This window comes from Microbacterium sp. VKM Ac-2870, assembly GCF_015350795.1.
Lineage (GTDB): Bacteria > Actinomycetota > Actinomycetes > Actinomycetales > Microbacteriaceae > Microbacterium.
The window spans coordinates 558,303-582,151 of record NZ_JADKSH010000002.1; the positions used below are offsets into that span (position 1 = coordinate 558,303).

A 23,849-nucleotide genomic window follows, 5' to 3' on the forward strand; every position below is an offset into this window, starting at 1 on the left:
CATGAGCGACCAGCACCCCACCCCACCGCTTCCCGATTCGACGGCGAGCAGGGTGCTGTCGACGGATGCCGCGGCATCCGCCCCTCGCCGACGCTCCCGTCGCTGGCCCTGGCTGATCGCGCTGCTCGCGGTGCTGGCGCTCGCTGTCGGCGCCTGGTTCGCGGGGGAGTACATCGCCCGCGGCATCGTGGAGCGCAGCATCCGCGACCAGATCGTCTCGCGCCTCGACGTGCCCGCCGACCAGCACATCGACGTCGCGGTGCGCGGCCAGGTGCTGCCGCAGCTCATCTCCGGCCACCTCGACGACGTCACCGTATCGGCGAACGACGTGAGCTTCGGCCCGCTCAGCGGCGACGTCGAGGTGCACGCGGCGGGCATCCCCATTCGCGGAAACGCGCCGCTGCAGAGTGCGTCGGCCACCGTGCGGCTCGACCAATCGCAGGTGCGTGCGCTCCTGTCGACCGTCGAGGGCTTTCCCGCCGACGCGGTGACCCTCGAGGCCCCCGACGTCGTGATGTCTACGTCGCTGCAGCTGTTCGCCCTGTCGGTGCCGGTGGGCGTGAGCTTGACGCCGTCCGCCTCCGACGGCGACCTCGTGCTCACGCCACGCACCCTGCGCGTGTCGGGTGCCGAGGTGTCGGCCGATGTGCTCGTCGATCAGTTCGGCGCCGTCGCCCGCACCGTCGTGCGTGACTGGAAGGTGTGCGTCGCGCAGTACTTCCCCGCAGGGCTCACCCTGTCGGGTGTGCGCGTCGACGGGCAGCAGGTCGTCGCGGACATCACGGTCAACCCTGCGATCACGGTGGATGCCGCGTTGCAGCAGAAGGGGTCGTGCGCCTGAGCGCGGGTGGCGGCTGAGGCGCGCGGCGTTTCGACTCGCTGCGCGCGCTCACCGACCGGGGCGTGACCGGACCGTCACATGCACGGGGCGGTATGCGGGGGTGCCCTAGACTTCTATGACTGCCGGGCGTGCCGTGTCCGACGGCAGCCCGACTCCACACGATTGGTACCGCACGTGTCCGCCTCCGACCGCCCGCTCGTGCCCGCGTGGCTCTCCGTCCCGGCCGACGCGAACGCTCTCGCCTCCGCCGTGTGGCCCGCCTCGGCATCCCGTGACGATGACGGCCGATTGCACGTCGGCGGAGTCGGCGTCGATGAGCTGCGTGCCCGTTTCGGCACGCCGCTGTACATCCTCGACGAGGATGCCGTGCGTCTGCGTGCCCGCGAAGTGCGCGACGCTTTCGTGTCGGCCGCCGCGCGCCACGGCGTGCAGGCGCGGGTCTACTACGCCGGTAAGGCGTTCCTGTCGACCGAGGTCGTGCGCTGGGTGAGCGAAGAGGGCCTCGCGGTCGACGTCGCCACCGGCGGCGAGCTCGCCGTCGCGCTGGCCGCCGGAGCGAAACCTGCTCGCCTCGGCCTGCACGGCAACAACAAGTCGGTCGCCGAACTCGAACGCGCGGTCGAGATCGGCATCGGCTCGATCGTGATCGACTCCCGCGTCGAACTCGAACGCCTCGCCGCGATCGTCGAGCGCCGCGTCACCGAGGGGGCGCCGCCGCAAGCGGTGCTCGTGCGCGTCAACAGCGGCGTGCATGCCGAGACGCATGACTTCCTCGCCACGGCGCACGAAGACCAGAAGTTCGGCTTCGCCCTCGCCGACGCTCCTGCGGTCGTCGCGCGGATCCGCGAACTTCCGGGACTGCAGTTCGTCGGCCTGCACTGCCACATCGGCTCGCAGATCTTCGGCACGCGCGGCTTCGAAGAGTCGGCCGCCCGCGTCGTCGATCTTCACGCCGAGCTTCGTGCCGGCGGTGAGATCCCCGTCCTCAACCTCGGCGGCGGCTTCGGCATCGCCTATACCTCCGTCGACCAGCCCACGCCGATCGCGCAGCTCGCCGACGGCATCGTCGACGCCGTCGCCCGCGAGTGCGAGGTGCGCGGCATCCCGCTTCCGAACCTCGCGTTCGAGCCCGGTCGTACGATCGTCGGTCGCGCCGGGGTGACTTTGTATGAAGTGGGAACCGTCAAGCCCGTGCAGGTGAGCGACGATCTCCAGCGCCTCTACGTGAGCGTCGACGGCGGCATGAGCGACAACGCCCGCCCCGCGCTCTATGGTGCGCAGTATTCCGCCCGCGTCGTCTCACGCACCTCGGATGCCGCGCCCGCCTTGGCCCGCGTCGTCGGCCGCCACTGCGAGTCGGGCGACATCGTCGTCGACGCGGAGTATCTGCCTGGCGATGTCACCCCCGGCGACCTGCTCGCCGTCCCCGCCACGGGCGCCTACTGCTTCTCGCTGTCGAGCAACTACAACTACGTGCCGCGGCCGCCGGTGGTCGCCGTTCGGGCCGGCGAAGCGCGTGTGATCGTGCGCGGCGAGACCATCGACGACCTGCTGGCGCGCGATGCGGGCATCGCGGTCGGTATCCGATCCGGCGAGGAGAACGAATGACCGAGTTTCGACGTCTGCGTGTGGCCCTGCTCGGAGCGGGCGCGGTGGGTTCGCAGGTGGCCGACCTGCTGCGCAGGCACGGCGACGAACTGGCCGACCGCGCCGGTGCCGCCCTCGACCTCGTGGGTATCGCGGTGCGCAATCCCGATGCCCCGCGCGAGGCCGACCTTCCGCGCGAGCTGTTCACCACCGATTCCGAACAGCTGATCGTCGGTGCCGACATCGTCATCGAGCTGATGGGTGGCATCGAGCCCGCGCGTCGCGACATCCTGCTCGCCCTCTCGTCGGGCGCCGACGTCGTGACGGCCAACAAGGCCCTGCTCGCCACCCACGGCCCGGAGATCTTCGACGCGGCCGATCAGGTCGGCGCCTCTGTCTACTACGAGGCCGCCGCCGCCGGTGCGATCCCCATCATCCGGCCGCTGCGCGACTCGCTCGCCGGCGACCGCGTGCAGCGCATCATGGGCATCGTCAACGGCACCACGAACTACATCCTCGACCGCATGGACACGGAGGGCAGCGAGTTCGCCGACGTGCTCGCCGACGCACAGCGGCTCGGCTACGCCGAAGCCGATCCCACCGCCGACGTCGAAGGCTACGACGCCGCGCAGAAGGCGGCGATCCTCGCGTCGCTCGCGTTTCATACCGCGGTTCCGCTCGAGGCGGTGCACCGCGAGGGCATCAGCCGCATCGACACCCAGACGATGGATGCCGCCCGTCACGCCGGCTACGTCATCAAGCTGTTGGCCGTGTGCGAGCGTCTGATCGATGCCGAGAGCGATTCGCCCACGGGTGAGGCCATCTCGGTGCGCGTCTATCCCGCGCTGATCCCGCGCGAGCACCCGCTGGCGAGCGTCCACGGGGCCAACAACGCGGTATTCGTGCAGGCCGAAGCCGCCGGCAACCTGATGTTCTACGGCGCCGGTGCCGGTGGCGTGCAGACCGCATCCGCGGTGCTGGGCGACGTCGTCTCCGCCGCCCGCCGCCACATCGCCGGTGGCGTCGGCGTCGGCGAGTCGACGCGCGCGAACCTGCCGGTCGTCCCGATCGGTCGGGTGACGACGCGCTACCAGATCACCCTCGAGGTGTCCGACGAGCCGGGCGTGCTGGCGACGGTCGCCGGCATCCTGAGCGAGGGTCGCGTCTCGATTGCCACCGTCGAACAGACCCTCGTCACCGACGATGAGAGCCGCCCGGCCGTGGCGCGCATCGTCATCGGCACCCACACGGCTCGTGAGCAGGACCTCAGTGACACCGTCGACCGTCTCGCCGCCAGCGGCGTGGTCGGCCGCGTCGTGTCGGTGCTGCGCGTCGAAGGCACTTGAACCGCAAGAAGGAGAAGCACATGGCACACGTCTGGCAGGGAGTCCTGCGCGAATACGCCGATCGACTCGGCGTCACCGACGCCTCGACGATCGTGACGCTCGGCGAGGGCGGCACGCCGCTCATTCCGGCCGCCGCGCTCTCGCAGCGCACGGGTGCCGACGTCTACATCAAGTTCGAGGGGATGAACCCGACGGGCTCGTTCAAAGACCGCGGCATGACCGTTGCGCTCTCGCGCGCGGTCGAGCACGGCGCCAAGGCCGTCATCTGCGCCTCGACCGGCAACACCTCGGCATCCGCCGCCGCCTACGCCGCACACGCCGGCATCACGGCCGCGGTGCTCGTGCCCGAGGGCAAGATCGCGATGGGCAAACTCAGCCAGGCCGTCATCCACGGCGGTCGGCTCATCCAGGTGCGCGGGAACTTCGACGACTGCCTCGAGATCGCCCGCGAGCTGGCGGACCACTACCCGGTGCACCTCGTCAACTCCGTCAACCCCGACCGCATCGAGGGGCAGAAGACCGCGGCCTACGAGGTCGTTTCGCAGTTGGGCGACGCGCCCGACTTCCACCTCATCCCGGTGGGCAACGCGGGCAACTACACCGCGTACTCGCGTGGGTACCGCGAAGAAGTCGCTCGTGGCGCCTCGACGAAGGTGCCGCGCATGTTCGGTTTCCAGGCCGAAGGCTCCGCCCCGCTCGTGCGCGGCGAGGTGGTGCGCAGCCCCGAGACCATCGCCTCGGCGATCCGAATCGGCAACCCGGCTTCGTGGGAGCTCGCGCTCGAGGCGCGCGACGCGACTGACGGCTGGTTCGGCGCCATCGACGACACCCGCATCCTCGCGGCGCAGAAGCTGCTGGCCAGCACCGCCGGCGTCTTCGTCGAGCCCGCCTCGGCGATCGGCGTGGCCGGCCTGCTCGACCGTGCCGAGGCCGGCGTGATCCCCACCGGAGCGAAGGTCGTCATCACGGTCACCGGCCACGGCCTCAAAGACCCGCAGTGGGCGTTGCGCAACGCCGACGGCACCGCGGTCGAGCCGACGATCGTCGACGCGACCACCAGCGAGGTCGCGTCCGTTCTCGACCTGGCATGACCGTGGCAACCGCTGAGCGCACCGTCGCGGTGCGCGTGCCCGCGACCAGCGCCAATCTGGGTCCGGGCTTCGACACCCTCGGCCTCGCGCTGAGCTCCTACGACGACCTGCTCGTCACGGCGCTTCCCGAACCGGGGCTCGAGATCGTGGTGTCGGGCGAAGGTGCGGGCGAGGTGCCCACTGATGCGTCGCACCTCGTCGTGCGTGCGATGGCCTACGCGTTCGACGCGGCCGGGCGCCCGATGCCCGGCATCCGCCTGGTCGCGCACAACACGATCCCGCACGGGCGGGGCATGGGCTCGTCGGGCGCGGCGGTCGTCGCGGGACTGCTCGCGGCGAAGGGTCTGCTCGCCGGCGACGTGGAACTCACTTCCGACGTGCTGCTGCGGCTGGCGACCGAACTCGAAGGGCACCCCGACAACGTCGCTCCCGCCCTGTTCGGCGGCCTCACGATCGCGTGGATGGACGAGAACGGCCCGCAGCACAAGAAGCTCCTCGTGCACCGCGGCGTCGCTCCGGTCGTCTTCGTACCCGACTTCACGATGTCGACCTCGGTGGCGCGCGGACTGGCGCCCCTGCAGGTGCCCCGCGAGGATGCCGTGTTCAACGTCTCGCGCTCGGCGCTGCTCATCGCCGCCCTGACGCAGAGCCCCGAGTTGCTGATGGCGGCGACGGAAGACAAGCTGCACCAGTCCTACCGTGCGCAGGCGATGCCGGCGACCGACGCCCTGGTGCGCGAACTGCGCGCCCGCGGGTTCGCGGCGGTCGTCTCGGGGGCCGGGCCCAGCGTGCTCGTGCTCGCCGACGGCCCGGGACAGCGATTGGCGGCCGCCGAGGTCGCGGCATCCGTCTCGGACACCCCGTGGGAGCCGCGCATGCTCGCCGTCGACGTCAAGGGTGGTACAGTGAGGAACCATACGGAGGGTGCCACGGCGTGACCGTGAATCTGGCCTCCGTCGCAATTCTGCGAACCACCGCATAAACCTCCCGTTGCTCCATCGCCCGTCCCCGCGGACGTGCGTGCGCAGACGGGAACGGTTGCGCCTGTCGTGGACGGCGCGATGCGGACGGTCCCCGTCCACATGCCTACGAAGGAGAACTCGTGGAGTCCCTCTCCGAGATCCAGACCGAGAACACCGAGAACGTCGAGAACACGGACGCCGTGAGCGATGCCGCCGCGAGCGAGGTGATCGACATCCCGGCCGACGAGACCATCGTCGCCGATGAGACCGCCGACGCCGCGCCGGCCGAGGAGCCCGCGGAGCCCGAAGCGCCCGCTGCCGAGGTTGCTGCGGCCGATGCCGCCGCAGCCGTGCAGACCGAGGCACCCGACGTCGAAGTGCCCACCGATGCTGCCGCGCCGGCCGCCGCCGGGAAGCCCGCCAAGGCGCCGCGCAAGCGCGCCCCGCGCCGCGCCAAGAGCACCGACGTACCCGCGGTCGAAGCCGCCCCCGCCGAGACTCCCGTCGCCGACGCCGAGTCGGCCGACGCTGTGACCGAGCCGACCGCTGCCGAGGCTCCGGCCGCTGATGCCGCCGCCGCAGCTGCTGCCACCGCTGATGCATCGGCGGATGCCGCGCCGGCCGACGCCAGCGTTGCCGAGACCACCGAGCAGGCGCGCGACGGCGACGCCGCCTCGGCCGACGCCGCCGAGAACGCCGACGCCGCCGAGAATGCCGACGCCGCAGCCGAGGGCGAGACGCCCAGCCGCAGCCGCAGCCGCTCGCGCAGCCGCAGCCGCAACCGCGGCCAGCGGGGCGAGAACGCCACGGGTGGCCAGAACGGTCAGAGCACTCAGAACGCACAGAACAGCCCGGCACCCGCCGCGGCTGCCGAGGAGAGCGCTCCTGCCGACGGCGACGACGAGCAGGGCCAGGGTCGTGGACGCCAGCGCAACAAGCGCCGTGGCCCGGCGCAGAACGGCGACGAGTTCGACACCGAGATCGGTGAGGACGACGTCCTCATTCCGATCGCGGGCATCCTCGACGTGCTCGACAACTACGCGTTCGTGCGCACCACCGGCTACCTGCCCGGCGCCAGCGATGTCTACGTCTCGCTCGGCCAGGTCAAGAAGTACAACCTCCGCAAGGGCGACGCGGTCGTGGGCGCGATCAAGCAGCCGCGCGAGGGCGAGCAGTCCAGCCGCCAGAAGTACAACGCGCTGGTCAAGGTCGATGCCATCAACGGTCTGTCGGTCGACGACGCCGCCGAGCGCGTCGAGTTCGGCCAGCTCACCCCGCTCTACCCTCAGGAGCGCCTGCGCCTGGAGACCGCGCCCGAGAAGCTCACGCAGCGCATCATCGACCTGGTCGCCCCGATCGGCAAGGGTCAGCGCGGCCTGATCGTCGCGCCGCCCAAGGCCGGCAAGACCATCGTGCTGCAGCAGATCGCCAACGCCATCGCGACGAACAACCCCGAAGTGCACCTCATGGTCGTGCTCGTGGACGAGCGTCCCGAAGAGGTCACCGACATGCAGCGCACGGTCAAGGGTGAGGTCATCGCCTCGACCTTCGACCGTCCCGCCGAAGACCACACCACGGTCGCCGAGCTCGCCATTGAGCGTGCGAAGCGTCTGGTCGAACTCGGTCGTGACGTCGTCGTGCTGCTCGACTCGATCACCCGCCTGGGCCGCGCGTACAACATCTCCGCTCCCACCAGCGGCCGTGTGCTCAGCGGTGGCGTCGATGCCTCGGCGCTCTACCCGCCCAAGCGCTTCTTCGGAGCGGCGCGCAACATCGAGAACGGCGGATCGCTCACGATCCTCGCCACCGCACTCGTGGAGACCGGTTCCAAGATGGACGAGGTCATCTTCGAAGAGTTCAAGGGCACGGGCAACAGCGAGCTGCGTCTGTCGCGCCAGCTCGCCGACAAGCGCATCTTCCCGGCCGTCGACGTCAACGCGTCGTCCACCCGCCGCGAAGAGATGTTGCTGAATCCCGACGAGGTCAAGATCACCTGGAAGCTGCGTCGTGCCCTCGCGGGCCTCGACCCGCAGCAGGCCCTGGAGGTCGTGCTCGGCAAGCTCAAGGAGACGAGCTCGAACGTCGAGTTCCTCTACCAGATGCAGAACGTGCAGATGAAGTCCGCGCCCGCAGCCGGCGCGGGCCACAGCAACGGGCACGACAACAGCATCCGCTGAGCGGGCTCGCCGTGTTCGAGTCCGTCCAGGCGCTGATCGACGAGCACCGCGCGGTGCAGGAGGAACTCTCCGACCCCGCGGTGCACGCCGATGCCGCGCGCGCCAAGCGCGTCAACCGGCGTTACGCCGAGCTGTCGAAGATCGTCGCCGCCCACGACGCCTGGCGCGCCGCCGGTGACGACCTCGACGCCGCGCGAGAACTGGCCCGCGAGGACGATGCCTTCGCTGAGGAGGTGCCGACGCTGGAGGAGCGTGCTGCGGCCGCTCAGGAAAAGCTCCGACGTCTGCTCATCCCGCGCGACCCCGACGATGCGCGCGACGTCATCCTCGAGGTCAAAGCGGGGGAGGGTGGCGCCGAGTCGGCGCTGTTCGCGGCGGACCTTCTGCGGATGTATCTGCAATACGCGGCATCCATGGGGTGGAAGACCGAGATGCTCGAACGCAACGAGTCAGACCTGGGCGGCTACAAAGACGTGCAGGTGGCCATCAAAGGCAGCTCGACCGATCCGGCGCAGGGCGTGTGGGCCCACCTCAAGTACGAGGGCGGCGTGCACCGGGTGCAGCGGGTTCCCGCGACCGAGTCGCAGGGGCGCATCCACACGTCCACCACCGGCGTGCTCGTCTTCCCCGAGGTCGACGAGCCCGAAGAGGTGCAGATCGACTCCAACGACTTGAAGATCGATGTCTTCCGTTCGTCCGGACCGGGCGGCCAGTCCGTCAACACGACCGACTCCGCCGTGCGCATCACGCACGTGCCGACCGGCATCGTGGTGTCGATGCAGAACGAGAAGAGCCAGCTGCAGAACCGTGAGGCCGGCATGCGCGTGCTGCGGGCACGTCTTCTGGCCAAGCAGCAGGAGGAACGGGATGCCGCGGCATCCGACGCTCGACGCTCGCAGATCCGCGGCATGGACCGCTCCGAACGCATCCGTACGTACAACTTCCCCGAGAACCGCATCGCCGATCACCGCACCGGCTACAAGGCGTACAACCTCGATCAGGTGATGGACGGGGCGCTGGGGCCGCTCATCGAATCGGCGATCGCCGCAGACGAAGAGGCCCAGCTGGCGGCGATCGGCGCCGACTGATCGCGCTCGCGACCCCGGCGGAGATGCCGCTACGCTCGCGTCATGATCACGTTCCTGCTGCGCGCCCTCGTCTTCCTCGGATCGGCCGCGGTCGGCCTGATCGTCGCCGACATCGCGCTGCCGGGATTCTCGATCGACTGGCGCAGCCCGATCGGGTTCATTCTGGCGATCGTCATCTTCGCCGTGCTGCAGAGCGTGCTGGCACCCTGGCTCGCCCGGGTCGCTCAGCGTAACGCGCCGGCCTTCCTCGGCGGCATCGGCATCGTCTCGACGTTCGTCGCGCTCGTGATCACGGCGCTCATCCCGGGCGCAGGGCTCTCCATCGGTGCTCCCTGGTGGACGTGGCTGGTGGCGCCGTTGATCGTCTGGCTCGTGACCGCGATCGCGGCGTTCTTCCTTCCTGCCGTGCTTCTGAAGAAGAAGGTCGACGGCCGCCGAGCGCAGTGACGCTCACTCAGATGAAGTACTCCGGCGTGCTCAGCAGCGCCCGGGTGTCTTCGCTCGCGCCGCGCGTGCGTATCTTCGCCGGAACGCCCACCAGCACCGAGTCCTCGGGAGCGTCGCGGGTGACGACCGCGTTCGCTCCGACGACGGAGCCGGCGCCGATCGTGATGGGCCCGAGGATCTTCGCCCCTGCGCCGACGGCCACGCCGTCGCCCAGGGTCGGGTGGCGCTTGCCTGCGCCGCGCGTGCGACCGCCCAGCGTCACACCGTGATAGAGCATGACGTCGTCTCCGACCTCGGCCGTCTCCCCGATCACCACGCCCATCCCGTGGTCGATGAAGAAGCGGCGGCCGATGGTCGCGCCCGGGTGGATCTCCACTCCGGTCAGCCACCGCGTCAGCTGCGACAGGGCGCGCGCCGGGAAGCGCCAGCCGCGACGCCACATCGCGTGCGTCAGGCGATACGACCAGATGGCGTGCAGCCCGGAGTACAGCACGGCGATCTCCGCCGCGCCGCGCGCGGCGGGATCGCGCAGCTTCGCCGCCGCGATGTCTTCGCGGATGCGGGCGAGCGCGCCGAAGCGCGGCGCGGCGGACGTGCCGCCGCGGGGGGCGTGGCTCACGGGGCGATCAGTCTTCGCGCAGGTGCTCGTAGAGAGCCGTGGACAGGTACCGCTCGCCGAATGACGGGATGATCACGACGATGTTCTTGCCTTCCGCTTCGGGGCGCGCCGCGATCTGCAGAGCCGCCCAGATGGCCGCACCCGACGAGATGCCGACGAGGATGCCCTCGGTGGTCGCCACGTCGCGCGCCACGCGGATCGCGTCGTCGAACTCGACATCGATGACCTCGTCGATGACACCCTGGTCGAGGATCTCGGGGATGAAGTTGGGTCCGATGCCCTGGATCTTGTGCGGTCCGGGAGTGCCCTTGGTCAGCAGCGGGGAGTCGGCCGGCTCGACGGCGATGACCTTGGCATCCGGCACACGCTCCTTCAGCACCTGGCCGACGCCGGTGATGGTGCCCCCGGTGCCGATGCCGGCCACGAAGTAGCCGATCTCGCCGTCGGTGTCGCGGAGGATCTCTTCGGCGGTGGTCTTGCGGTGGATCGCGGGGTTCGCCTCGTTCGCGAACTGCTTGGCGAGCACGGCGCCGGGAGTCGCGGCGGCGATCTCCTCCGCCTTCGCGACCGCACCCTTCATGCCCAGCGACGGCTCGGTGAGCACGAGCTCGGCGCCATAGGCCTTGAGCAGCAGACGCCGCTCGACAGACATGGAAGCCGGCATGGTCAGGATCACCTTGTAGCCGCGCGCCGCACCGACCATGGCGAGTGCGATGCCCGTGTTGCCGCTGGTGCCCTCGACGATCGTGCCGCCGGGCTGGAGCGCACCGGCTGCCTCGGCGGCGTCGACGATCGCGATACCCAGGCGGTCTTTCACGGACGAGGCAGGGTTGTAGAACTCGAGCTTGGCGAGCACGGTGCCGGGCAGGCCCGCGGAGATGCGATTCAGCCGCACCAGAGGGGTGTTGCCGAATGCGCTCGTGATGTCGGAGTGGATGCCGGACATGGCCTGCCTTTCGTGCGGGTCGGGTGGCGCCGGGTCGGGCGCGTGCGCGCCGCCGTCAGCGTGTCGAACCAGACTATGCGCCGCTGCTATTCCCGGGCTGAATGTGACGATCCGTCACGCGCGGTAGAACGGGTGCCTGGGCGGGCTCGCAGTGCCGCAGCTAGGGTAGGAAGGCCCATGACCTCTTTGCACGAATCCGGCACGCCTTCGCGGCCCGCATCCGCCGGTCTGTCAGCGCTGTTGCGCCGCGCGACCCAGGTGTTGGCCGACGCCGGCGTGCCCACCCCCGACGTCGACGCGGAGCTGCTGGCCGCACACCTCTGGGGAATCTCGCGCGGGCAGCTTCTGGCGGCGGCGCTCCGCGGAGACGCAGCGCCCGGCGATACCGCCGCGTTCGATGCGCTCATCGCCCGCCGCGCGTCCCGCGAGCCGCTGCAGCACCTGACGGGCACCGCGCCGTTCCGGCATCTCGAGCTGCGCGTCGGACCCGGGGTGTTCGTCCCGCGGCCCGAGACGGAGATGGTGGCGCAGCTCGCGATCGATGCGCTGCGCGCCGTACCGGATGCCGCGCCTGTCGCCGTGGATCTCGGCACGGGTTCCGGAGCGCTGGCGCTCGCGATGGCCACCGAGGTCCCTTACGCCCGCGTGCACGCGGCCGAGAACGCGGTCGACGCGTTCGTGTGGGCGAAGGAGAACTTCGCGGCTGTCGCCCCGCACGCCGTTCTTGCCTTCGTCGACCTCGCCGATGCCTTCCCGGAGCTGGACGGCACGGTGTCGGTTCTCGTGTCGAACCCCCCGTACGTCCCGGATGCCGCGACCCCGCGCGATCCCGAGGTGCGCAACTGGGACCCGCCGTCCGCGCTCTACGGGGGAGAGGACGGCCTTGACGTCGTCCGCGTGCTGTCGGGAGTCGGGCTGCGTCTGCTCCGGCCCGGTGGCACGCTCGTCATCGAGCACGGTGAATGGCAGGGCGCCCCGATCCGCGCGCTCCTCGACGCCGATGGCTGGCGCGCCACGGCCACGCACCGCGACCTCACCGTCCGCGACCGCGCCACGACTGCCATCCGCCCGTAGACGTCCTCCGGGCCTCGCTCAACGGCCGGGTGTGGGCCGTCGTCCCCGTCGTTGAGCGAGCGGAGCGCGTCGAAACGCCCTGAGCCGGGCGAAACGTAGACTGGAGCCGATATGTCTGAGTTCTTCGATGCCCGCGACACCGAACAGCTCCTGCCGGGCCTGCGCAAGGCGCGCCAGGCGATCGGGCGCGGCGAGCTGATCGTCGTGCCGACCGACACCGTCTACGGCATCGCGGCCGATGCCTTCAGCGCGAGCGCGGTCACCGCTCTGCTCGCCGCGAAGGGCCGCGGCCGGCAGTCGCCGCCGCCCGTGCTCGTCGCCGGAATCTCGACGTTGCGCGCTCTCGTGACGGAGGTGCCCGAGGTCGTCGAGCGGCTGGTCGAGGAATTCTGGCCCGGGGGACTGACCATCGTGTTGCCGTCCCAGCCCTCGCTGTCGTGGGACCTCGGCGACACCGGCGGCACGGTCGCCGTGCGGATGCCCGCCGATCGGGTGGCGCTGGAGCTGCTGGAAGACTGCGGCCCCCTGGCCGTGTCCAGCGCGAACCTCACCGGCAAGGCTGCGGCCGTCGACGTGCACAGCGCGTACGACATGCTGCGCGAATCCGTCGCGGTCTACCTCGACGGGGGACCGTCCGCCCACGGCGTGGCATCGACGATCATCGACGCGACCGGACTCGTCGCGCAGGGCAGCGGGCGCCCGGTGCGGGTGCTGCGGGAGGGCGCGATCTCGCGCGCCCAGTTGCGCGGGGTGCTCGGCGACCTGCTCGAGCCCGATCCCGAGCCGCTCGGCGACGCACTGACACCATGAGGTTCTATCTGCTCACCGTCGTCGTGACGGCCGTGGCCACGCTCGGCTTCACGTGGGCGGTCTGGCGCATCGGCATGCGCTACAAGCTGTATCCCGAGATCCGCGAGCGTGACGTGCACACCACGCCGAAGCCGCGCGTGGGTGGGGTCGCGATGTTCCTCGGGGTGCTGACCGCGTTCGCTCTGTCGTCACAGATCCCGTACTTCGCCATCTTCTGGGCCGATCCCGCCGTCATCTGGTCTCTTCTTGGCGCGTCGGCCCTGATCGTCGCGGTCGGCGTGGCCGATGACCTCTGGGATCTCGACTGGATGATCAAGCTCGGCGCGCAGTTCCTCGCGGCGGGCATCGTCGTCGGCTTCGGCGGCATCCAGATCTTCTTCATCCCGTTCGGCCAGCAGTTCGTGGTGTCGAGCTTCGCGAGCTTCGCGATGTCGGTGGTGGCGATCGTGGTGGTGATGAACGCCGTCAACTTCATCGACGGCCTCGATGGGCTCGTGGCCGGCGTCGCGCTCATCGCCAACGCGGTCTTCTTCGTCTACTCCTACCTCGTGTCCCGCGACACCGGCGCCTCGAGCTACTCCAGCCTCGCGTCGTTCATCGCCGTCGCCCTCATCGGCGTCTGCATCGGCTTCCTGCCGATGAACTGGAACCCCTCGAAGTTGTTCATGGGCGACTCGGGCGCGTTGTTGCTCGGACTTCTCATGGCGTCGTCGGCGATCGTCTTCACGGGAAACCTGCCACCGGCCCTTCTCGGCAACAACGATGTGTTCGGTCGCTCGCAGCTGCTCGGTGCGTTCATCCCGATCCTCCTGCCGGTGGTGATCGTGCTGCTGCCGCTGCTCGACTTCGCCATGGCGATCGTCCGTCGCATGATTCGCGGAAAGTCGCCCTTCTCGCCCGATCGCAAACACCTGCATCACCGCATGCTCGACATGGGCCACAGCGACCGTGATGCGGTGCTCATCTTCTATTCGTGGACGGCCGTCGTCTCGATCGGCGTGCTGCTCATGTACATCGGCACCACTCAGAACTGGCCCGGCGACTACACGGTGGGCGCGGTCTTCGTCGTGCTGGGCGTCATCGCGTGCCTCATCGTCACCCTGCTCCCTTCGCGGCCGCGCCCGGTCGCCTCCGACCCGATACCGAGGAACACATGACCTCCCTGTCCAGCACCGCCGTCCTGCGCCGGACCCTGCTCCTGTCCGCCGCGGCCACCGGCGTACTCGCCGTCGTCGGGGCGGGCGCCGGCTTCGCGGTGGCCGGACCGTCGGGCCTCTGGAGCGCGCTGATCGCCGTGGTTCTTGCTGCCGTCTTCCTCGGCTTCACGGCCGGCACGATCCTCATCGCGAACCGGTGGTACAGCGACCCGTTGTACGTGCCGATCTTCTTCGGTGCGGTGATGGGGGGATGGCTGCTGAAGTTCGTCGTCTTCCTCGTGGTGCTGTTCCTGCTGCGTGGCCAGCCCTGGCTCAATCCGGGGGTGTTCTTCATCGCGTTGGTCATCAGCGTGGTCGTCTCGCTCGTCATCGACGCGGTCGTGATGGTGCGCATGCGCATCCCCGCGGTCAGCGACGTCACGCTGCCCACTCTCGCCGACGTGATCGACGATGCGCGGCATCCCGGCGGCCCCGCCGAGAAGGATGCCGAGGGCACCCGCCCCCCCGCGGACTCCGACCCCTCCCGGGGCTGATAGGCTGTCGTCTGCGCCCGTTCGCGCCCCGCGAATCGCGTGCGCAGTGACGCTCACACCGACCATCGTCGCCCCGGTTCACGCCGGTGCCCCGAAGCTGGAGCCAGCGCTGTTTACCCAAGTTGCGACACTGATCGCCAAGACCGCCGACGACGGCGGCTTCCACGGACCGTCGATCGATGAGTTCTTCCCGGATGTGCTGTTCAGCATTCTCGGTGTGCCGGTCACCCGGATCCATCTGATCCAGTTCATCGCCACGGTCGGCCTCGTGCTGTTCCTCTGGGCCGGCACGCGCCGCATGCGCGTCATCCCGGGACGCTTCCAGAGCATCGCCGAGATGGGTCTGGACTTCGTCCGCGTGAACATCGCCGAAGACCTCCTCGGCAAGAAGGACGGCCAGCGCTTCCTGCCGATCCTCACGACGATGTTCTTCATGATCCTGTTCTTCAACATCACAGGGATCATCCCGTTCATGAACCTGGCGGGAACGAGCATCATCGCCGTCCCGCTCATGCTCGCGGTCATCAGCTACGTGACCTTCATCTACGCGGGCATCAAGAAGAGCCCGAAGAACTTCTTCAAGAACTCGCTGTTCCCCGCCGGCGTGCCGCCGTTCCTGTACATCATCGTCACGCCGCTCGAGTTCCTGTCGACGTTCATCATCCGCCCCGTGACTCTCACGCTGCGACTGCTGATGAACATGATCGTCGGCCACCTCATGCTCGTCCTGTTCTTCTCGGCGACGCAGTTCTTCCTCATCACCCTCGGCGGCTGGTGGTCGGCACTGGCAGCGGGTTCGCTCGCTTTCGGCCTCGCCTTCACGCTGTTCGAGATCCTGGTGGCTTTCCTCCAGGCCTACGTCTTCACCATCCTCACCGCGGTCTACATCCAGCTCGCGGTAGCAGAAGAGCACTGAGCGGGCGAGGCTTCCGCCTCTCCCACCCAACCCCGAAAGGAAACACCCCGTGGACGCAATTACGGTTCTCGCCGAGCTCAAGGGCAACGTCGCGACGATGGGCTACGGCCTGGCCGCCATCGGCCCCGCCATCGGCGTGGGCATCGTCGTCGGAAAGACGATCGAGGGCGTCGCCCGTCAGCCCGAGCTGGCCGGTCGCCTGCAGGTCCTCATGTGGATCGGTATCGCCTTCACCGAGGCGCTCGCCTTCATCGGCATCGCCGCCGGCTTCATCTTCCAGTAAGTCGCCCCACCAGCTTTAAGGAGACAGGATGCGAAATCTTGTCGCGTACGCCGCGGAGGAGGCGGGTCACAACCCGCTCATCCCGGCCTGGTACGACATCATCTGGTCGGGTGTCTGCTTCGTCGTGATCCTCGTCGTCGTCTGGAAGGTCGCCCTTCCCAAGATGAAGACTCTGCTCGACCAGCGCGCCGCCGCCATCGAGGGCAACATCGCGAAGGCCGACGAGGCTCAGCGCAAGGCCGAGGCCGCGCTCGAGGAGTACACCGCCCAGCTCGCCGAGGCTCGCAAGGAGGCCGGTGAGATCCGCGATGCCGCCCGCGAGGACGGCAAGAAGATCGTCGCCGAGGCGAAGGACACGGCATCCGCCGAGGCCGCTCGCCTGACCGCGACCGCCCACACGCAGATCGAGGCGGAGCGTCAGTCGGCGCTCGTGTCGCTGCGCAGTGAGGTCGGCACGCTGGCGCTCGACCTCGCCGGCGGTGTCATCGGCGAGTCGCTCTCCGACGATGCCAAGGCCAAGGGCGTCGTCGACCGCTTCCTCACCGACCTCGAGAAGGCGAAGTAATGGGGAGCGCGACCACTCACGCACTGGCGACGACCACGGCGCAGCTGTCGGCAGCGAAGGTGGGCGACCTCAGCGTCGCCCGCGAGCTGTTCTCGGCCGCACGCCAGATCGCCGACTCGGCGCAGCTGAGCGGCGCGCTGTCCGCATGGGGTGCGCCCGCCGAGGCGCGTGCTCAGGTGGCCCGCACCGTGTTCGCAGGGTACGGAGCCGTCTCCGTTCAGTTGCTGACGTCGGCGGTCGCCGAGCGCTGGTCGTCCACGGAGGACCTCATCTCCGGCATCGAGGAACTCGCCATTCGTGCGGCCGCCATCGGTGCGCCGAGCACGGATGTCGAGGGACAGCTCTTCGAGGTGGCCCGCCTCGTCGCGGCGAACCCCGAGCTCGAGCTCGCCCTGGGCAGTCGTCTGGGCGACGCAGCGGCCAAGGGGGTCCTCATCGAGAAGCTCCTGGTCGGCCGGGCGGATGAGGCGACCGTGCTCATCACCTCGCAGCTCGTCCAGCAGCCGCGCGAGCGCCGTGTGCGTTCCTTGCTCCACCGTGCGCTGCAGCTCGTGGCCGACCAGCGGGGCAAGAAGGTCGCGACGGTGCGTGTCGCCAGCGGGCTGGATGCCGCGCAGCAGGACCGTCTCGCCGCAGCGCTGAGCGCCCGGTACGACGCCGATGTCACCGTGAACGTCGTCGTCGACCCGCAGGTGCTCGGTGGCATGCGGGTGGAGATCGGTGACGATGTCATCGATGGGACCGTCTCCTCCCGAATCAACGACTTGCGCCAGCGCCTCGCTGGCTAGAACAGAAGGAACACCATGGCAGATCTGACCATCAGCCCCGACGTCATCCGTGACGCGCTGAAAGACTTCGTCGCCGCCTACGAACCGACCGGCGCCGCCGCCACCGAGGTGGGCACCGTCGTGGACGCCGCCGACGGCATCGCGCACGTCGAGGGTCTCCCGGGCGTCATGGCGAACGAGCTCGTGCGCTTCGACAACGGCGTGGAAGGCCTCGCGCTGAACCTCGACGAGAACGAGATCGGTGTCGTCGTGCTCGGTGAGTTCTCGGGGATCGTCGCCGGTCAGAAGGTCACTCGTACGGGTGAGGTGCTCTCGGTCGCCGTCGGCGACGGCTACCTCGGTCGCGTGGTCGACCCGCTCGGCAACCCGATCGACGGTCTCGGTGAGATCGCGACAGAGGGGCGGCGTGCGCTCGAACTGCAGGCGCCCGGCGTCATGCAGCGCAAGAGTGTGCACGAGCCCATGCAGACGGGTATCAAGGCGATCGACGCCATGATCCCGGTCGGCCGCGGTCAGCGCCAGCTGATCATCGGCGACCGCCAGACCGGCAAGACGGCGATCGCGATCGACACGATCATCAACCAGAAGGCCAACTGGGAGTCGGGCGACGTCAACAAGCAGGTGCGCTGCATCTACGTCGCCATCGGTCAGAAGGGCTCGACGATCGCCTCCGTCAAGGGAGCGCTCGAAGACGCCGGCGCTATGGAGTACACGACGATCGTCGCGGCCCCGGCATCCGACCCGGCCGGCTTCAAGTACCTCGCGCCCTACACCGGCTCGGCTATCGGCCAGCACTGGATGTACGGCGGCAAGCACGTCCTGATCATCTTCGACGACCTGTCGAAGCAGGCCGAGGCCTACCGCGCCGTGTCGCTGCTGCTGCGTCGCCCGCCGGGCCGTGAGGCCTACCCCGGCGACGTCTTCTACCTGCACTCGCGTCTGCTGGAGCGTTGCGCGAAGCTCAGCGATGAGCTGGGTGCCGGATCGATGACGGGTCTGCCGATCATCGAGACGAAGGCCAACGACGTCTCGGCCTACATCCCGACCAACGTGATCTCGATCACCGACGGCCAGATCTTCCTGCAGTCCGACCTCTTCAACGCGAACCAGCGCCCCGCGGTCGACGTGGGTATCTCGGTCTCGCGCGTCGGCGGTGACGCTCAGGTCAAGTCGATCAAGAAGGTCTCCGGCACGCTCAAGCTCGAGTTGGCCCAGTACCGCTCGCTCGAGGCGTTCGCGATGTTCGCCTCCGACCTCGACGCGGCATCCCGCCGTCAGCTCGAGCGTGGCGCCCGCTTGACCGAACTGCTCAAGCAGCCGCAGTACGACCCGTACCCGGTCGAGGAGCAGGTCGTCTCGATCTGGGCCGGCACCAACGGCAAGCTCGACACGATCGCCGTCGAAGACGTGCTGCGCTTCGAGCGCGACCTCCTCGACTACCTCAAGCGCAACACGACCATCCTCGACACGCTGCGTGACACCAACGTGCTCGACGACGCCACCGTCGCCGAGCTCACCAAGGTCACCGACGAGTTCATCCTGGAGTTCCAGGGCGGCAAGGGCCAGGCCATCAACAAGCCGGGTCACGAAGAGGTCGCCGCCGCGCACGAGGAGGACGTGAACCAGGAGCAGATCGTCAAGGGTCGCCGCGGCTGACGCCGGGCGCATTCTGAGACAGAGATTCCATGGGAGCACAACTCAGGGTCTACAAGCAGAAGATCTCTTCTGCTCAGACGACCAAGAAGATCACGAAGGCGATGGAGCTCATCGCGGCTTCGCGCATTCAGAAGGCGATGGCGCGCGTGCGCGCCTCCTCGCCCTTCGCGCGAGCCGTGACGCGCGCCGTGGCCGCCGTGGCCACTCACTCCAACGTCCACCATCCCCTCACCACGGAGCGCGAGACGATCCGCCGTTCGGCGGTCGTCATCTTCGCCTCCGACCGAGGGCTCGCCGGCGCGTTCAACTCTCAGATCCTGCGCGAAGGCATGCAGCTCGCTGAGCTTCTGCGCTCGCAGGGCAAAGAGGTCGAGTACTTCCTCGTCGGGCGCAAGGCGGTCGGTTACTTCCAGTTCCGCCGAATGGCGGCGGCAGGGGAGTGGGTCGGTGACACCGACACCCCGCACTTCAACACCGCGGAGCAGATCGCCGGCGCCCTTCTGGACGCTTACGATCGCGGTGGCGAGGAGCCGGGCGGCGTCGACGAGATCCACCTCGTCTTCAACCGTTTCGTCAGCATGATGACCCAGGAGCCGCAGACCGTTCGCCTGCTGCCCCTCGAGGTCGTCGAGGCTGATGAGGCGGTCGAGTCGGCCGGTGCAGCCAGCCAGGTCTACCCGCTGTACGAGTTCGAGCCCAGCCCCGAGGTCGTGCTCGACGCGCTGTTGCCGGTGTACGTGCAGAGCCGCGTGTTCAACGCGTTGCTGCAGTCGTCGGCCGCCAAGCACGCCGCGACCCAGAAGGCGATGAAGAGCGCCAGCGACAACGCCGACAAGCTCATCACCGACTACACCCGCCTGCGCAACAACGCGCGTCAGGCCGAGATCACTCAGCAGATCGCCGAGATCGTCGGCGGCGCCGACGCCCTGGCGTCCGGCAAGTAACGACCACACCGAAAGAGACAGACAATGACTGCCACCGCCACCGCCGAACAGGCCGAGACGACGGTCGTCGGGCGCGTTGCACGCGTCACCGGCCCGGTCGTCGACATCGAGTTCCCGCACGATTCGATCCCCGACATCTACAACGCGCTCAAGACGACGATCACGATCGGCGACGAGTCGACCGAGATCACGCTCGAGGTCGCTCAGCACCTCGGCGACGACCTGGTTCGCGCCATCTCGCTGAAGCCGACCGACGGCATGGTCCGCGGCCAGGAAGTTCGCGACACCGGCGGCCCGATCACGGTCCCCGTCGGCGACGTCACCAAGGGCAAGGTCTTCAACGTCACCGGTGACATCCTGAACCTCGCGCCCGGCGAGACCGTCGAGGTCACCGAGCGCTGGGGCATCCACCGCCAGGCGCCGAACTTCGACCAGCTCGAGTCGAAGACCGAGATGTTCGAGACGGGCATCAAGTCGATCGACCTGCTGACCCCGTACGTGCAGGGTGGCAAGATCGGTCTGTTCGGCGGCGCCGGTGTCGGCAAGACCGTCCTCATCCAGGAGATGATCCAGCGCGTGGCGCAGGACCACGGCGGTGTCTCCGTGTTCGCCGGCGTCGGTGAGCGCACCCGTGAGGGCAACGACCTCATCGGCGAGATGGAGGAGGCGGGTGTCTTCGACAAGACCGCTCTTGTCTTCGGCCAGATGGACGAGCCGCCGGGGACGCGTCTTCGCGTCGCGCTGTCGGCCCTGACGATGGCGGAGTACTTCCGCGACGTGCAGAAGCAGGACGTGCTGTTGTTCATCGACAACATCTTCCGCTTCACGCAGGCCGGTTCCGAGGTCTCGACGCTGCTCGGACGTATGCCGTCCGCCGTGGGTTACCAGCCGAACCTCGCCGACGAGATGGGTGTGCTCCAGGAGCGCATCACCTCGACGCGTGGCCACTCGATCACCTCGCTGCAGGCGATCTATGTGCCGGCCGATGACTACACCGACCCCGCGCCGGCCACGACCTTCGCGCACCTCGACGCGACCACAGAGCTGTCACGCGAGATCGCGTCGAAGGGCCTGTACCCGGCCATCGACCCGCTCACCTCGACGAGCCGCATCCTCGACCCTCGCTACATCGGTGAGGACCACTACCGCGTCGCGACGGCGGTGAAGCAGATCCTGCAGAAGAACAAAGAGCTGCAGGAGATCATTGCGATCCTCGGTGTCGACGAGCTGTCCGAAGAGGACAAGATCGTCGTCTCGCGCGCCCGTCGCATCCAGCAGTTCCTCTCGCAGAACACCTACATGGCGAAGAAGTTCACCGGTGTCGAGGGCTCCACGGTCCCGATCAAGGAGACCATCGAGTCGTTCGACGCCATCGTCAAGGGTGACTTCGACCACGTCGCCGAGCAGGCGTTCTTCAACGTCGGCGGCATCTCCGACGTCGAAGAGAAGTGGGCTCAGATCCAGAAGGAGAACAGCTGACATGGCGCTGACCGTCACCCTCGTCTCCGCTGACGCGGAGGTCTGGCACGGCGAGGCGAGCCTCGTCGTGGCCAAGACCGTCGAGGGCGAGATCGGCTTCATGACCGGCCACGAGCCGGTGCTGGCGATCCTCGCCGAAGGTCAGGTGCGCATCACCCAGACCGACGGCACCAAGGTCGTCGCCAGCGCGCAGGACGGCTTCTTGTCGATGGAGGGCAGCGAGCTCACCATCGTCGCCGGCCACGCGGCGCTGCAGTCCTAACCCAGCCACGACAGCGAGAAGCCACTTCCCACTCGGGGAGTGGTTTCTCGCTTTTCCGGAGAAGCCATGCTGATCCTCCTGCCCCCGTCGGAGACGAAGCGACCCGGAGGGCGTTCGTCCCGGCCGCTCGATCTCGGCGCTCTCGCCCTGCCGACGTTGGCGCCGCAGCGCGAAGCGGTGGTGGATGCCCTCATCGCGCTGAGTGCGGACGAAGATGCCGCCGCAGCGGTCCTCAAACTGTCATCTCGTCAACGTGGTGACGTCGCGCACAACGCCGCGTTGCGGACGGGCCCGACTCTGCCCGCCGTCGATCGTTACACCGGCGTGCTTTTCGATGCTCTGGATGCCGCGAGCCTCGAGGCCGCGGCCCGGCGCTGGCTCGGCGCTCACGTGTTGATCCACTCCGCACCGTTCGGCCCGGTCGGTGCGCTCGATCCCATCCCCGCGTACCGCCTCGCGGCGGGGACATCTCTGCCGGGAGTGCCGCCGCTGCGGCGGCATTGGGCGGAGGCGGTCTCGGCGGCCCTGGCTGCGGAGTCAGCACCTTTCGTGCTCGACCTCCGCTCGGAGGCCTACGTCGCGCTGGGTCCGGTGCCCGGCGGCATCCCTTCGGCGTATCTGCGCGTCGTCACGGTCGGTGAAGACGGCAGCGTCCGGGCGCTCAACCACTTCAACAAGCACGGCAAGGGCGCCCTCGTTCGTGCACTCGCCCAGACGCGGCCACGAGTCTCGAACGCCGCCGCGCTGCTGCGTTGGGCGGCCGATGCCGACGTGCACCTGCGGTCGGGTGCTCCCGGCGAGATCGAGCTGGTGGTCTAGGCGCCACGATCGCCTGAGGTCAGTCGCGGGCGGTGTTCGCTGCGGTCCGCTCCGTGTTCTCCGCGATCGCCACCAGCGCGACGCCCGCCTCGATCACGAAACGCAGCACCATGACAGCAAGGAAGGCCAGGACCGGCACGACGACGAGTGTCGAGACGACGAGGGCGATCCCTCCGCCCGGATTCCACCAGATCGATCCCACCCCCGAGATGAGTCCGCCGAGGAAGGCGGCGATGAAGGCGATACCGATGGCGATCAGGCCGACGAGGTAGAACACGCTCGCCAACCGCCGCGTGATGAATCGCGAGAACGATAGATCGAACAGCGCCGACACGAAACCGCGGCCGATGTCGTCGATGTCTCCGACCAGATGCGGTACTCCGGTGTCGTCGACGCCGGCGATGCCGGGGCCGGATGCCGCGTCGCGCGCGGCCTCCTCGGCGGGGCGATCGGGAAGGGGCGGCGGGGCTGGAGCGGTCGGATCGGACATGGGGTTCCTCCCTGGTGGGTGCTGGGGTCAGGCTATCGACACGGCCGCCGCCACGCATCGCATGACGTGTCGGAGTGGCCGCGCGATCGACGCGGGCAATACGATGTGTCCGAAAGGCCAGGGTGGTCGTTCGCCGGCGCGCGTCGCCGAGGGAGGTACTCATGAGTGATTACACGGGATCGGCTGCCGCAGCGGCAGCGCTGGTCGCGATCGCTTTCTTCGTCTTCTTCTTCGCGGTGATCTTCTATGTGATCAGCGCATTCTTCTTGATGAAGATCTTCGAGAAGGCCGGAGTGCAGGGGAAGTGGCGCGCGTGGGTGCCCGTCTACAACTTCATGGTGTTCGCGAAGCTGGGTGACCTGAGCCCGTGGGTGATGCTGATCGCGTTCGTCGCCTCAGCGGTGCTCGGCCAGATCCCCGCGGTGGGCTGGATCTTCAGCCTGCTTCCGCTGATCGCCGGAGCGCTGGCCGCCTGGCGCGTCGGGCTGAAGCTGCAGAAGGAGACGCCGTGGGTCGTCCTCTTCGTGCTGCTTTCGCCCGTCTGGCTGGGTATCGCCGCGTTCGACAAGTCGCGGTGGAACCCGCAGGTGCCTCCGGCGCCGTGGGCGTCGAACGGTTTCCTCGCCGACAGCACCGTCTGGCAGGGCGTCCCGGCCCCGTCATCGGGCGGCGCTGCTCCCGCCGGCTACGAGCCGCCCGCCGGCTACCAGCCGCCGGCTGGCTACCAGCCGCCTGCGCCCCCCGCGGGCTACCAGCCGCCGGCGCCGCCTGCGCCGCCGGTCGGCCACCAGCCGCCGATCGCGCCCGAGCCGCCGGCCGCTCCGGAGCCGCCGACGACGGAGCCTCCTGCGGCCCCCGAGCCGCCGCGCTCCTGACGCCCCTCTTCACCTCGACCGCCCGGGTTCGCTGACAGCGCACCCGGGCGCTTGAGCGTGCGCGGCGGGCGGGCGTAACGTCGACTCGCGCCCC

Annotated in this window: 25 protein-coding genes; 22 read left to right on the top strand and 3 right to left on the bottom strand. The window is 68.9% G+C overall.

All coding sequences use genetic code 11. The annotated features are described in order from the left end of the window. Position 1: 1 nt before the first annotated feature. From ITJ43_RS06495 to ITJ43_RS06530, 8 genes are all read left to right on the top strand, one after another. A complete protein-coding gene (locus tag ITJ43_RS06495) occupies positions 2-841 on the top strand; it encodes a DUF2993 domain-containing protein (RefSeq protein ID WP_194582997.1) in 840 nt (279 codons plus the stop codon). Between the two features lie 174 nt (positions 842-1,015). Then, complete coding sequence (gene lysA / locus ITJ43_RS06500) at positions 1,016-2,449, top strand: diaminopimelate decarboxylase (protein ID WP_323741146.1); 1,434 nt, start codon at positions 1,016-1,018, stop codon at positions 2,447-2,449. After that, on the top strand, positions 2,446-3,774 hold the full coding sequence (locus tag ITJ43_RS06505) for a homoserine dehydrogenase (RefSeq protein WP_194582999.1): 1,329 nt from the start codon (positions 2,446-2,448) through the stop codon (positions 3,772-3,774). The genes lysA and ITJ43_RS06505 overlap by 4 nt, the downstream gene beginning before the upstream one ends. A gap of 20 nt (positions 3,775-3,794) precedes the next feature. Further along, the gene (thrC, locus tag ITJ43_RS06510; protein ID WP_194583000.1) at positions 3,795-4,865 is read left to right on the top strand and encodes a threonine synthase; all 1,071 of its coding nucleotides are present in this window, start codon (positions 3,795-3,797) and stop codon (positions 4,863-4,865) included. Beyond that, positions 4,862-5,803 carry a homoserine kinase gene (thrB, locus tag ITJ43_RS06515; RefSeq protein ID WP_194583001.1) on the top strand — a complete coding sequence of 314 codons (942 nt, stop codon included), beginning with the start codon at positions 4,862-4,864 and terminating at the stop codon, positions 5,801-5,803. Before thrC ends, thrB begins: the two co-directional genes overlap by 4 nt. 164 nt (positions 5,804-5,967) lie before the next feature. Further along, positions 5,968-8,004 carry a transcription termination factor Rho gene (gene rho, locus ITJ43_RS06520; protein ID WP_194583002.1) on the top strand — a complete coding sequence of 679 codons (2,037 nt, stop codon included), beginning with the start codon at positions 5,968-5,970 and terminating at the stop codon, positions 8,002-8,004. Positions 8,005-8,015: 11 nt separating this feature from the next. Further along, on the top strand, positions 8,016-9,092 hold the full coding sequence (gene prfA / locus ITJ43_RS06525; protein WP_194583003.1) for a peptide chain release factor 1: 1,077 nt from the start codon (positions 8,016-8,018) through the stop codon (positions 9,090-9,092). Positions 9,093-9,134: 42 nt separating this feature from the next. Continuing rightward, a complete protein-coding gene (locus ITJ43_RS06530; RefSeq protein WP_194583004.1) occupies positions 9,135-9,539 on the top strand; it encodes a phage holin family protein in 405 nt (134 codons plus the stop codon). Between the two features lie 7 nt (positions 9,540-9,546). On the opposite strand, the gene epsC is transcribed toward ITJ43_RS06530, so the two are convergent. Both epsC and cysK read right to left on the bottom strand, forming a co-directional pair. Then, entirely contained in the window at positions 9,547-10,158 is a 612-nt protein-coding gene (epsC, locus tag ITJ43_RS06535) for a serine O-acetyltransferase EpsC (RefSeq protein ID WP_194583005.1), read from the bottom strand. Positions 10,159-10,165: 7 nt separating this feature from the next. Further along, positions 10,166-11,104 (bottom strand): cysteine synthase A, encoded by a 939-nt coding sequence (gene cysK, locus ITJ43_RS06540; protein ID WP_194583006.1) that lies wholly within the window; start codon positions 11,102-11,104, stop codon positions 10,166-10,168. A 177-nt stretch (positions 11,105-11,281) separates the two neighbouring features. On the opposite strand from cysK, the gene prmC reads away from it, so the two are divergent. The 13 genes from prmC to ITJ43_RS06605 all read left to right on the top strand — a co-directional run bounded on the left by prmC (position 11,282) and on the right by ITJ43_RS06605 (position 22,390). Then, positions 11,282-12,178, top strand: a complete 897-nt coding sequence (prmC, locus tag ITJ43_RS06545) for a peptide chain release factor N(5)-glutamine methyltransferase (protein WP_194583007.1) — start codon at positions 11,282-11,284, stop codon at positions 12,176-12,178. A 111-nt stretch (positions 12,179-12,289) separates the two neighbouring features. Continuing rightward, complete coding sequence (locus ITJ43_RS06550) at positions 12,290-12,988, top strand: L-threonylcarbamoyladenylate synthase (RefSeq protein WP_194583008.1); 699 nt, start codon at positions 12,290-12,292, stop codon at positions 12,986-12,988. Continuing rightward, positions 12,985-14,145 (top strand): MraY family glycosyltransferase, encoded by a 1,161-nt coding sequence (locus ITJ43_RS06555; protein ID WP_194583009.1) that lies wholly within the window; start codon positions 12,985-12,987, stop codon positions 14,143-14,145. The genes ITJ43_RS06550 and ITJ43_RS06555 overlap by 4 nt, the downstream gene beginning before the upstream one ends. After that, on the top strand, positions 14,142-14,678 hold the full coding sequence (locus tag ITJ43_RS06560) for a hypothetical protein (RefSeq protein ID WP_194583010.1): 537 nt from the start codon (positions 14,142-14,144) through the stop codon (positions 14,676-14,678). Before ITJ43_RS06555 ends, ITJ43_RS06560 begins: the two co-directional genes overlap by 4 nt. 46 nt (positions 14,679-14,724) lie before the next feature. After that, positions 14,725-15,594: a F0F1 ATP synthase subunit A gene (gene atpB / locus ITJ43_RS06565; RefSeq protein ID WP_323741147.1), complete on the top strand. Its 870-nt coding sequence runs from the start codon at positions 14,725-14,727 to the stop codon at positions 15,592-15,594. A gap of 49 nt (positions 15,595-15,643) precedes the next feature. Further along, positions 15,644-15,877: an ATP synthase F0 subunit C gene (gene atpE / locus ITJ43_RS06570; protein ID WP_271202584.1), complete on the top strand. Its 234-nt coding sequence runs from the start codon at positions 15,644-15,646 to the stop codon at positions 15,875-15,877. 28 nt (positions 15,878-15,905) lie between these two features. After that, the gene (locus ITJ43_RS06575; RefSeq protein ID WP_194583011.1) at positions 15,906-16,442 is read left to right on the top strand and encodes a F0F1 ATP synthase subunit B; all 537 of its coding nucleotides are present in this window, start codon (positions 15,906-15,908) and stop codon (positions 16,440-16,442) included. Next, positions 16,442-17,230, top strand: coding sequence for a F0F1 ATP synthase subunit delta (locus tag ITJ43_RS06580; RefSeq protein WP_194583012.1), 789 nt, complete (start codon positions 16,442-16,444; stop codon positions 17,228-17,230). Before ITJ43_RS06575 ends, ITJ43_RS06580 begins: the two co-directional genes overlap by 1 nt. 15 nt (positions 17,231-17,245) lie before the next feature. Beyond that, positions 17,246-18,886, top strand: a complete 1,641-nt coding sequence (gene atpA / locus ITJ43_RS06585; protein ID WP_194583013.1) for a F0F1 ATP synthase subunit alpha — start codon at positions 17,246-17,248, stop codon at positions 18,884-18,886. Positions 18,887-18,915: 29 nt separating this feature from the next. After that, the gene (locus ITJ43_RS06590; RefSeq protein ID WP_194583014.1) at positions 18,916-19,830 is read left to right on the top strand and encodes a F0F1 ATP synthase subunit gamma; all 915 of its coding nucleotides are present in this window, start codon (positions 18,916-18,918) and stop codon (positions 19,828-19,830) included. 24 nt (positions 19,831-19,854) lie between these two features. After that, entirely contained in the window at positions 19,855-21,309 is a 1,455-nt protein-coding gene (atpD, locus tag ITJ43_RS06595; RefSeq protein WP_194583015.1) for a F0F1 ATP synthase subunit beta, read from the top strand. A 1-nt stretch (position 21,310) separates the two neighbouring features. After that, complete coding sequence (locus ITJ43_RS06600; protein WP_194583016.1) at positions 21,311-21,571, top strand: F0F1 ATP synthase subunit epsilon; 261 nt, start codon at positions 21,311-21,313, stop codon at positions 21,569-21,571. A 66-nt stretch (positions 21,572-21,637) separates the two neighbouring features. Next, positions 21,638-22,390: a YaaA family protein gene (locus ITJ43_RS06605; RefSeq protein WP_194583205.1), complete on the top strand. Its 753-nt coding sequence runs from the start codon at positions 21,638-21,640 to the stop codon at positions 22,388-22,390. Between the two features lie 19 nt (positions 22,391-22,409). Here ITJ43_RS06605 and ITJ43_RS06610 read toward each other — a convergent pair whose 3' ends face one another. Beyond that, complete coding sequence (locus tag ITJ43_RS06610) at positions 22,410-22,880, bottom strand: DUF4282 domain-containing protein (protein ID WP_194583017.1); 471 nt, start codon at positions 22,878-22,880, stop codon at positions 22,410-22,412. Between the two features lie 161 nt (positions 22,881-23,041). Here ITJ43_RS06610 and ITJ43_RS15205 point away from each other — a divergent pair, with 161 nt between their 5' ends. Further along, positions 23,042-23,755, top strand: coding sequence for a DUF5684 domain-containing protein (locus ITJ43_RS15205; protein WP_194583018.1), 714 nt, complete (start codon positions 23,042-23,044; stop codon positions 23,753-23,755). Positions 23,756-23,849: the final 94 nt, after the last annotated feature.

Coding starts and splice junctions, on each gene's coding strand:
- ITJ43_RS06495 (WP_194582997.1), top strand. CDS start 2: ATGAGCGACCAGCACCCCACCCCACCGCTTCCCGATTCGACGGCGAGC.
- ITJ43_RS06505 (WP_194582999.1), top strand. CDS start 2,446: ATGACCGAGTTTCGACGTCTGCGTGTGGCCCTGCTCGGAGCGGGCGCG.
- thrC (WP_194583000.1), top strand. CDS start 3,795: ATGGCACACGTCTGGCAGGGAGTCCTGCGCGAATACGCCGATCGACTC.
- thrB (WP_194583001.1), top strand. CDS start 4,862: ATGACCGTGGCAACCGCTGAGCGCACCGTCGCGGTGCGCGTGCCCGCG.
- ITJ43_RS06530 (WP_194583004.1), top strand. CDS start 9,135: ATGATCACGTTCCTGCTGCGCGCCCTCGTCTTCCTCGGATCGGCCGCG.
- cysK (WP_194583006.1), bottom strand. CDS start 11,104: ATGTCCGGCATCCACTCCGACATCACGAGCGCATTCGGCAACACCCCT.
- prmC (WP_194583007.1), top strand. CDS start 11,282: ATGACCTCTTTGCACGAATCCGGCACGCCTTCGCGGCCCGCATCCGCC.
- ITJ43_RS06550 (WP_194583008.1), top strand. CDS start 12,290: ATGTCTGAGTTCTTCGATGCCCGCGACACCGAACAGCTCCTGCCGGGC.
- ITJ43_RS06555 (WP_194583009.1), top strand. CDS start 12,985: ATGAGGTTCTATCTGCTCACCGTCGTCGTGACGGCCGTGGCCACGCTC.
- ITJ43_RS06560 (WP_194583010.1), top strand. CDS start 14,142: ATGACCTCCCTGTCCAGCACCGCCGTCCTGCGCCGGACCCTGCTCCTG.
- ITJ43_RS06575 (WP_194583011.1), top strand. CDS start 15,906: ATGCGAAATCTTGTCGCGTACGCCGCGGAGGAGGCGGGTCACAACCCG.
- ITJ43_RS06580 (WP_194583012.1), top strand. CDS start 16,442: ATGGGGAGCGCGACCACTCACGCACTGGCGACGACCACGGCGCAGCTG.
- atpA (WP_194583013.1), top strand. CDS start 17,246: ATGGCAGATCTGACCATCAGCCCCGACGTCATCCGTGACGCGCTGAAA.
- ITJ43_RS06590 (WP_194583014.1), top strand. CDS start 18,916: ATGGGAGCACAACTCAGGGTCTACAAGCAGAAGATCTCTTCTGCTCAG.
- atpD (WP_194583015.1), top strand. CDS start 19,855: ATGACTGCCACCGCCACCGCCGAACAGGCCGAGACGACGGTCGTCGGG.
- ITJ43_RS06600 (WP_194583016.1), top strand. CDS start 21,311: ATGGCGCTGACCGTCACCCTCGTCTCCGCTGACGCGGAGGTCTGGCAC.
- ITJ43_RS06605 (WP_194583205.1), top strand. CDS start 21,638: ATGCTGATCCTCCTGCCCCCGTCGGAGACGAAGCGACCCGGAGGGCGT.
- ITJ43_RS06610 (WP_194583017.1), bottom strand. CDS start 22,880: ATGTCCGATCCGACCGCTCCAGCCCCGCCGCCCCTTCCCGATCGCCCC.
- ITJ43_RS15205 (WP_194583018.1), top strand. CDS start 23,042: ATGAGTGATTACACGGGATCGGCTGCCGCAGCGGCAGCGCTGGTCGCG.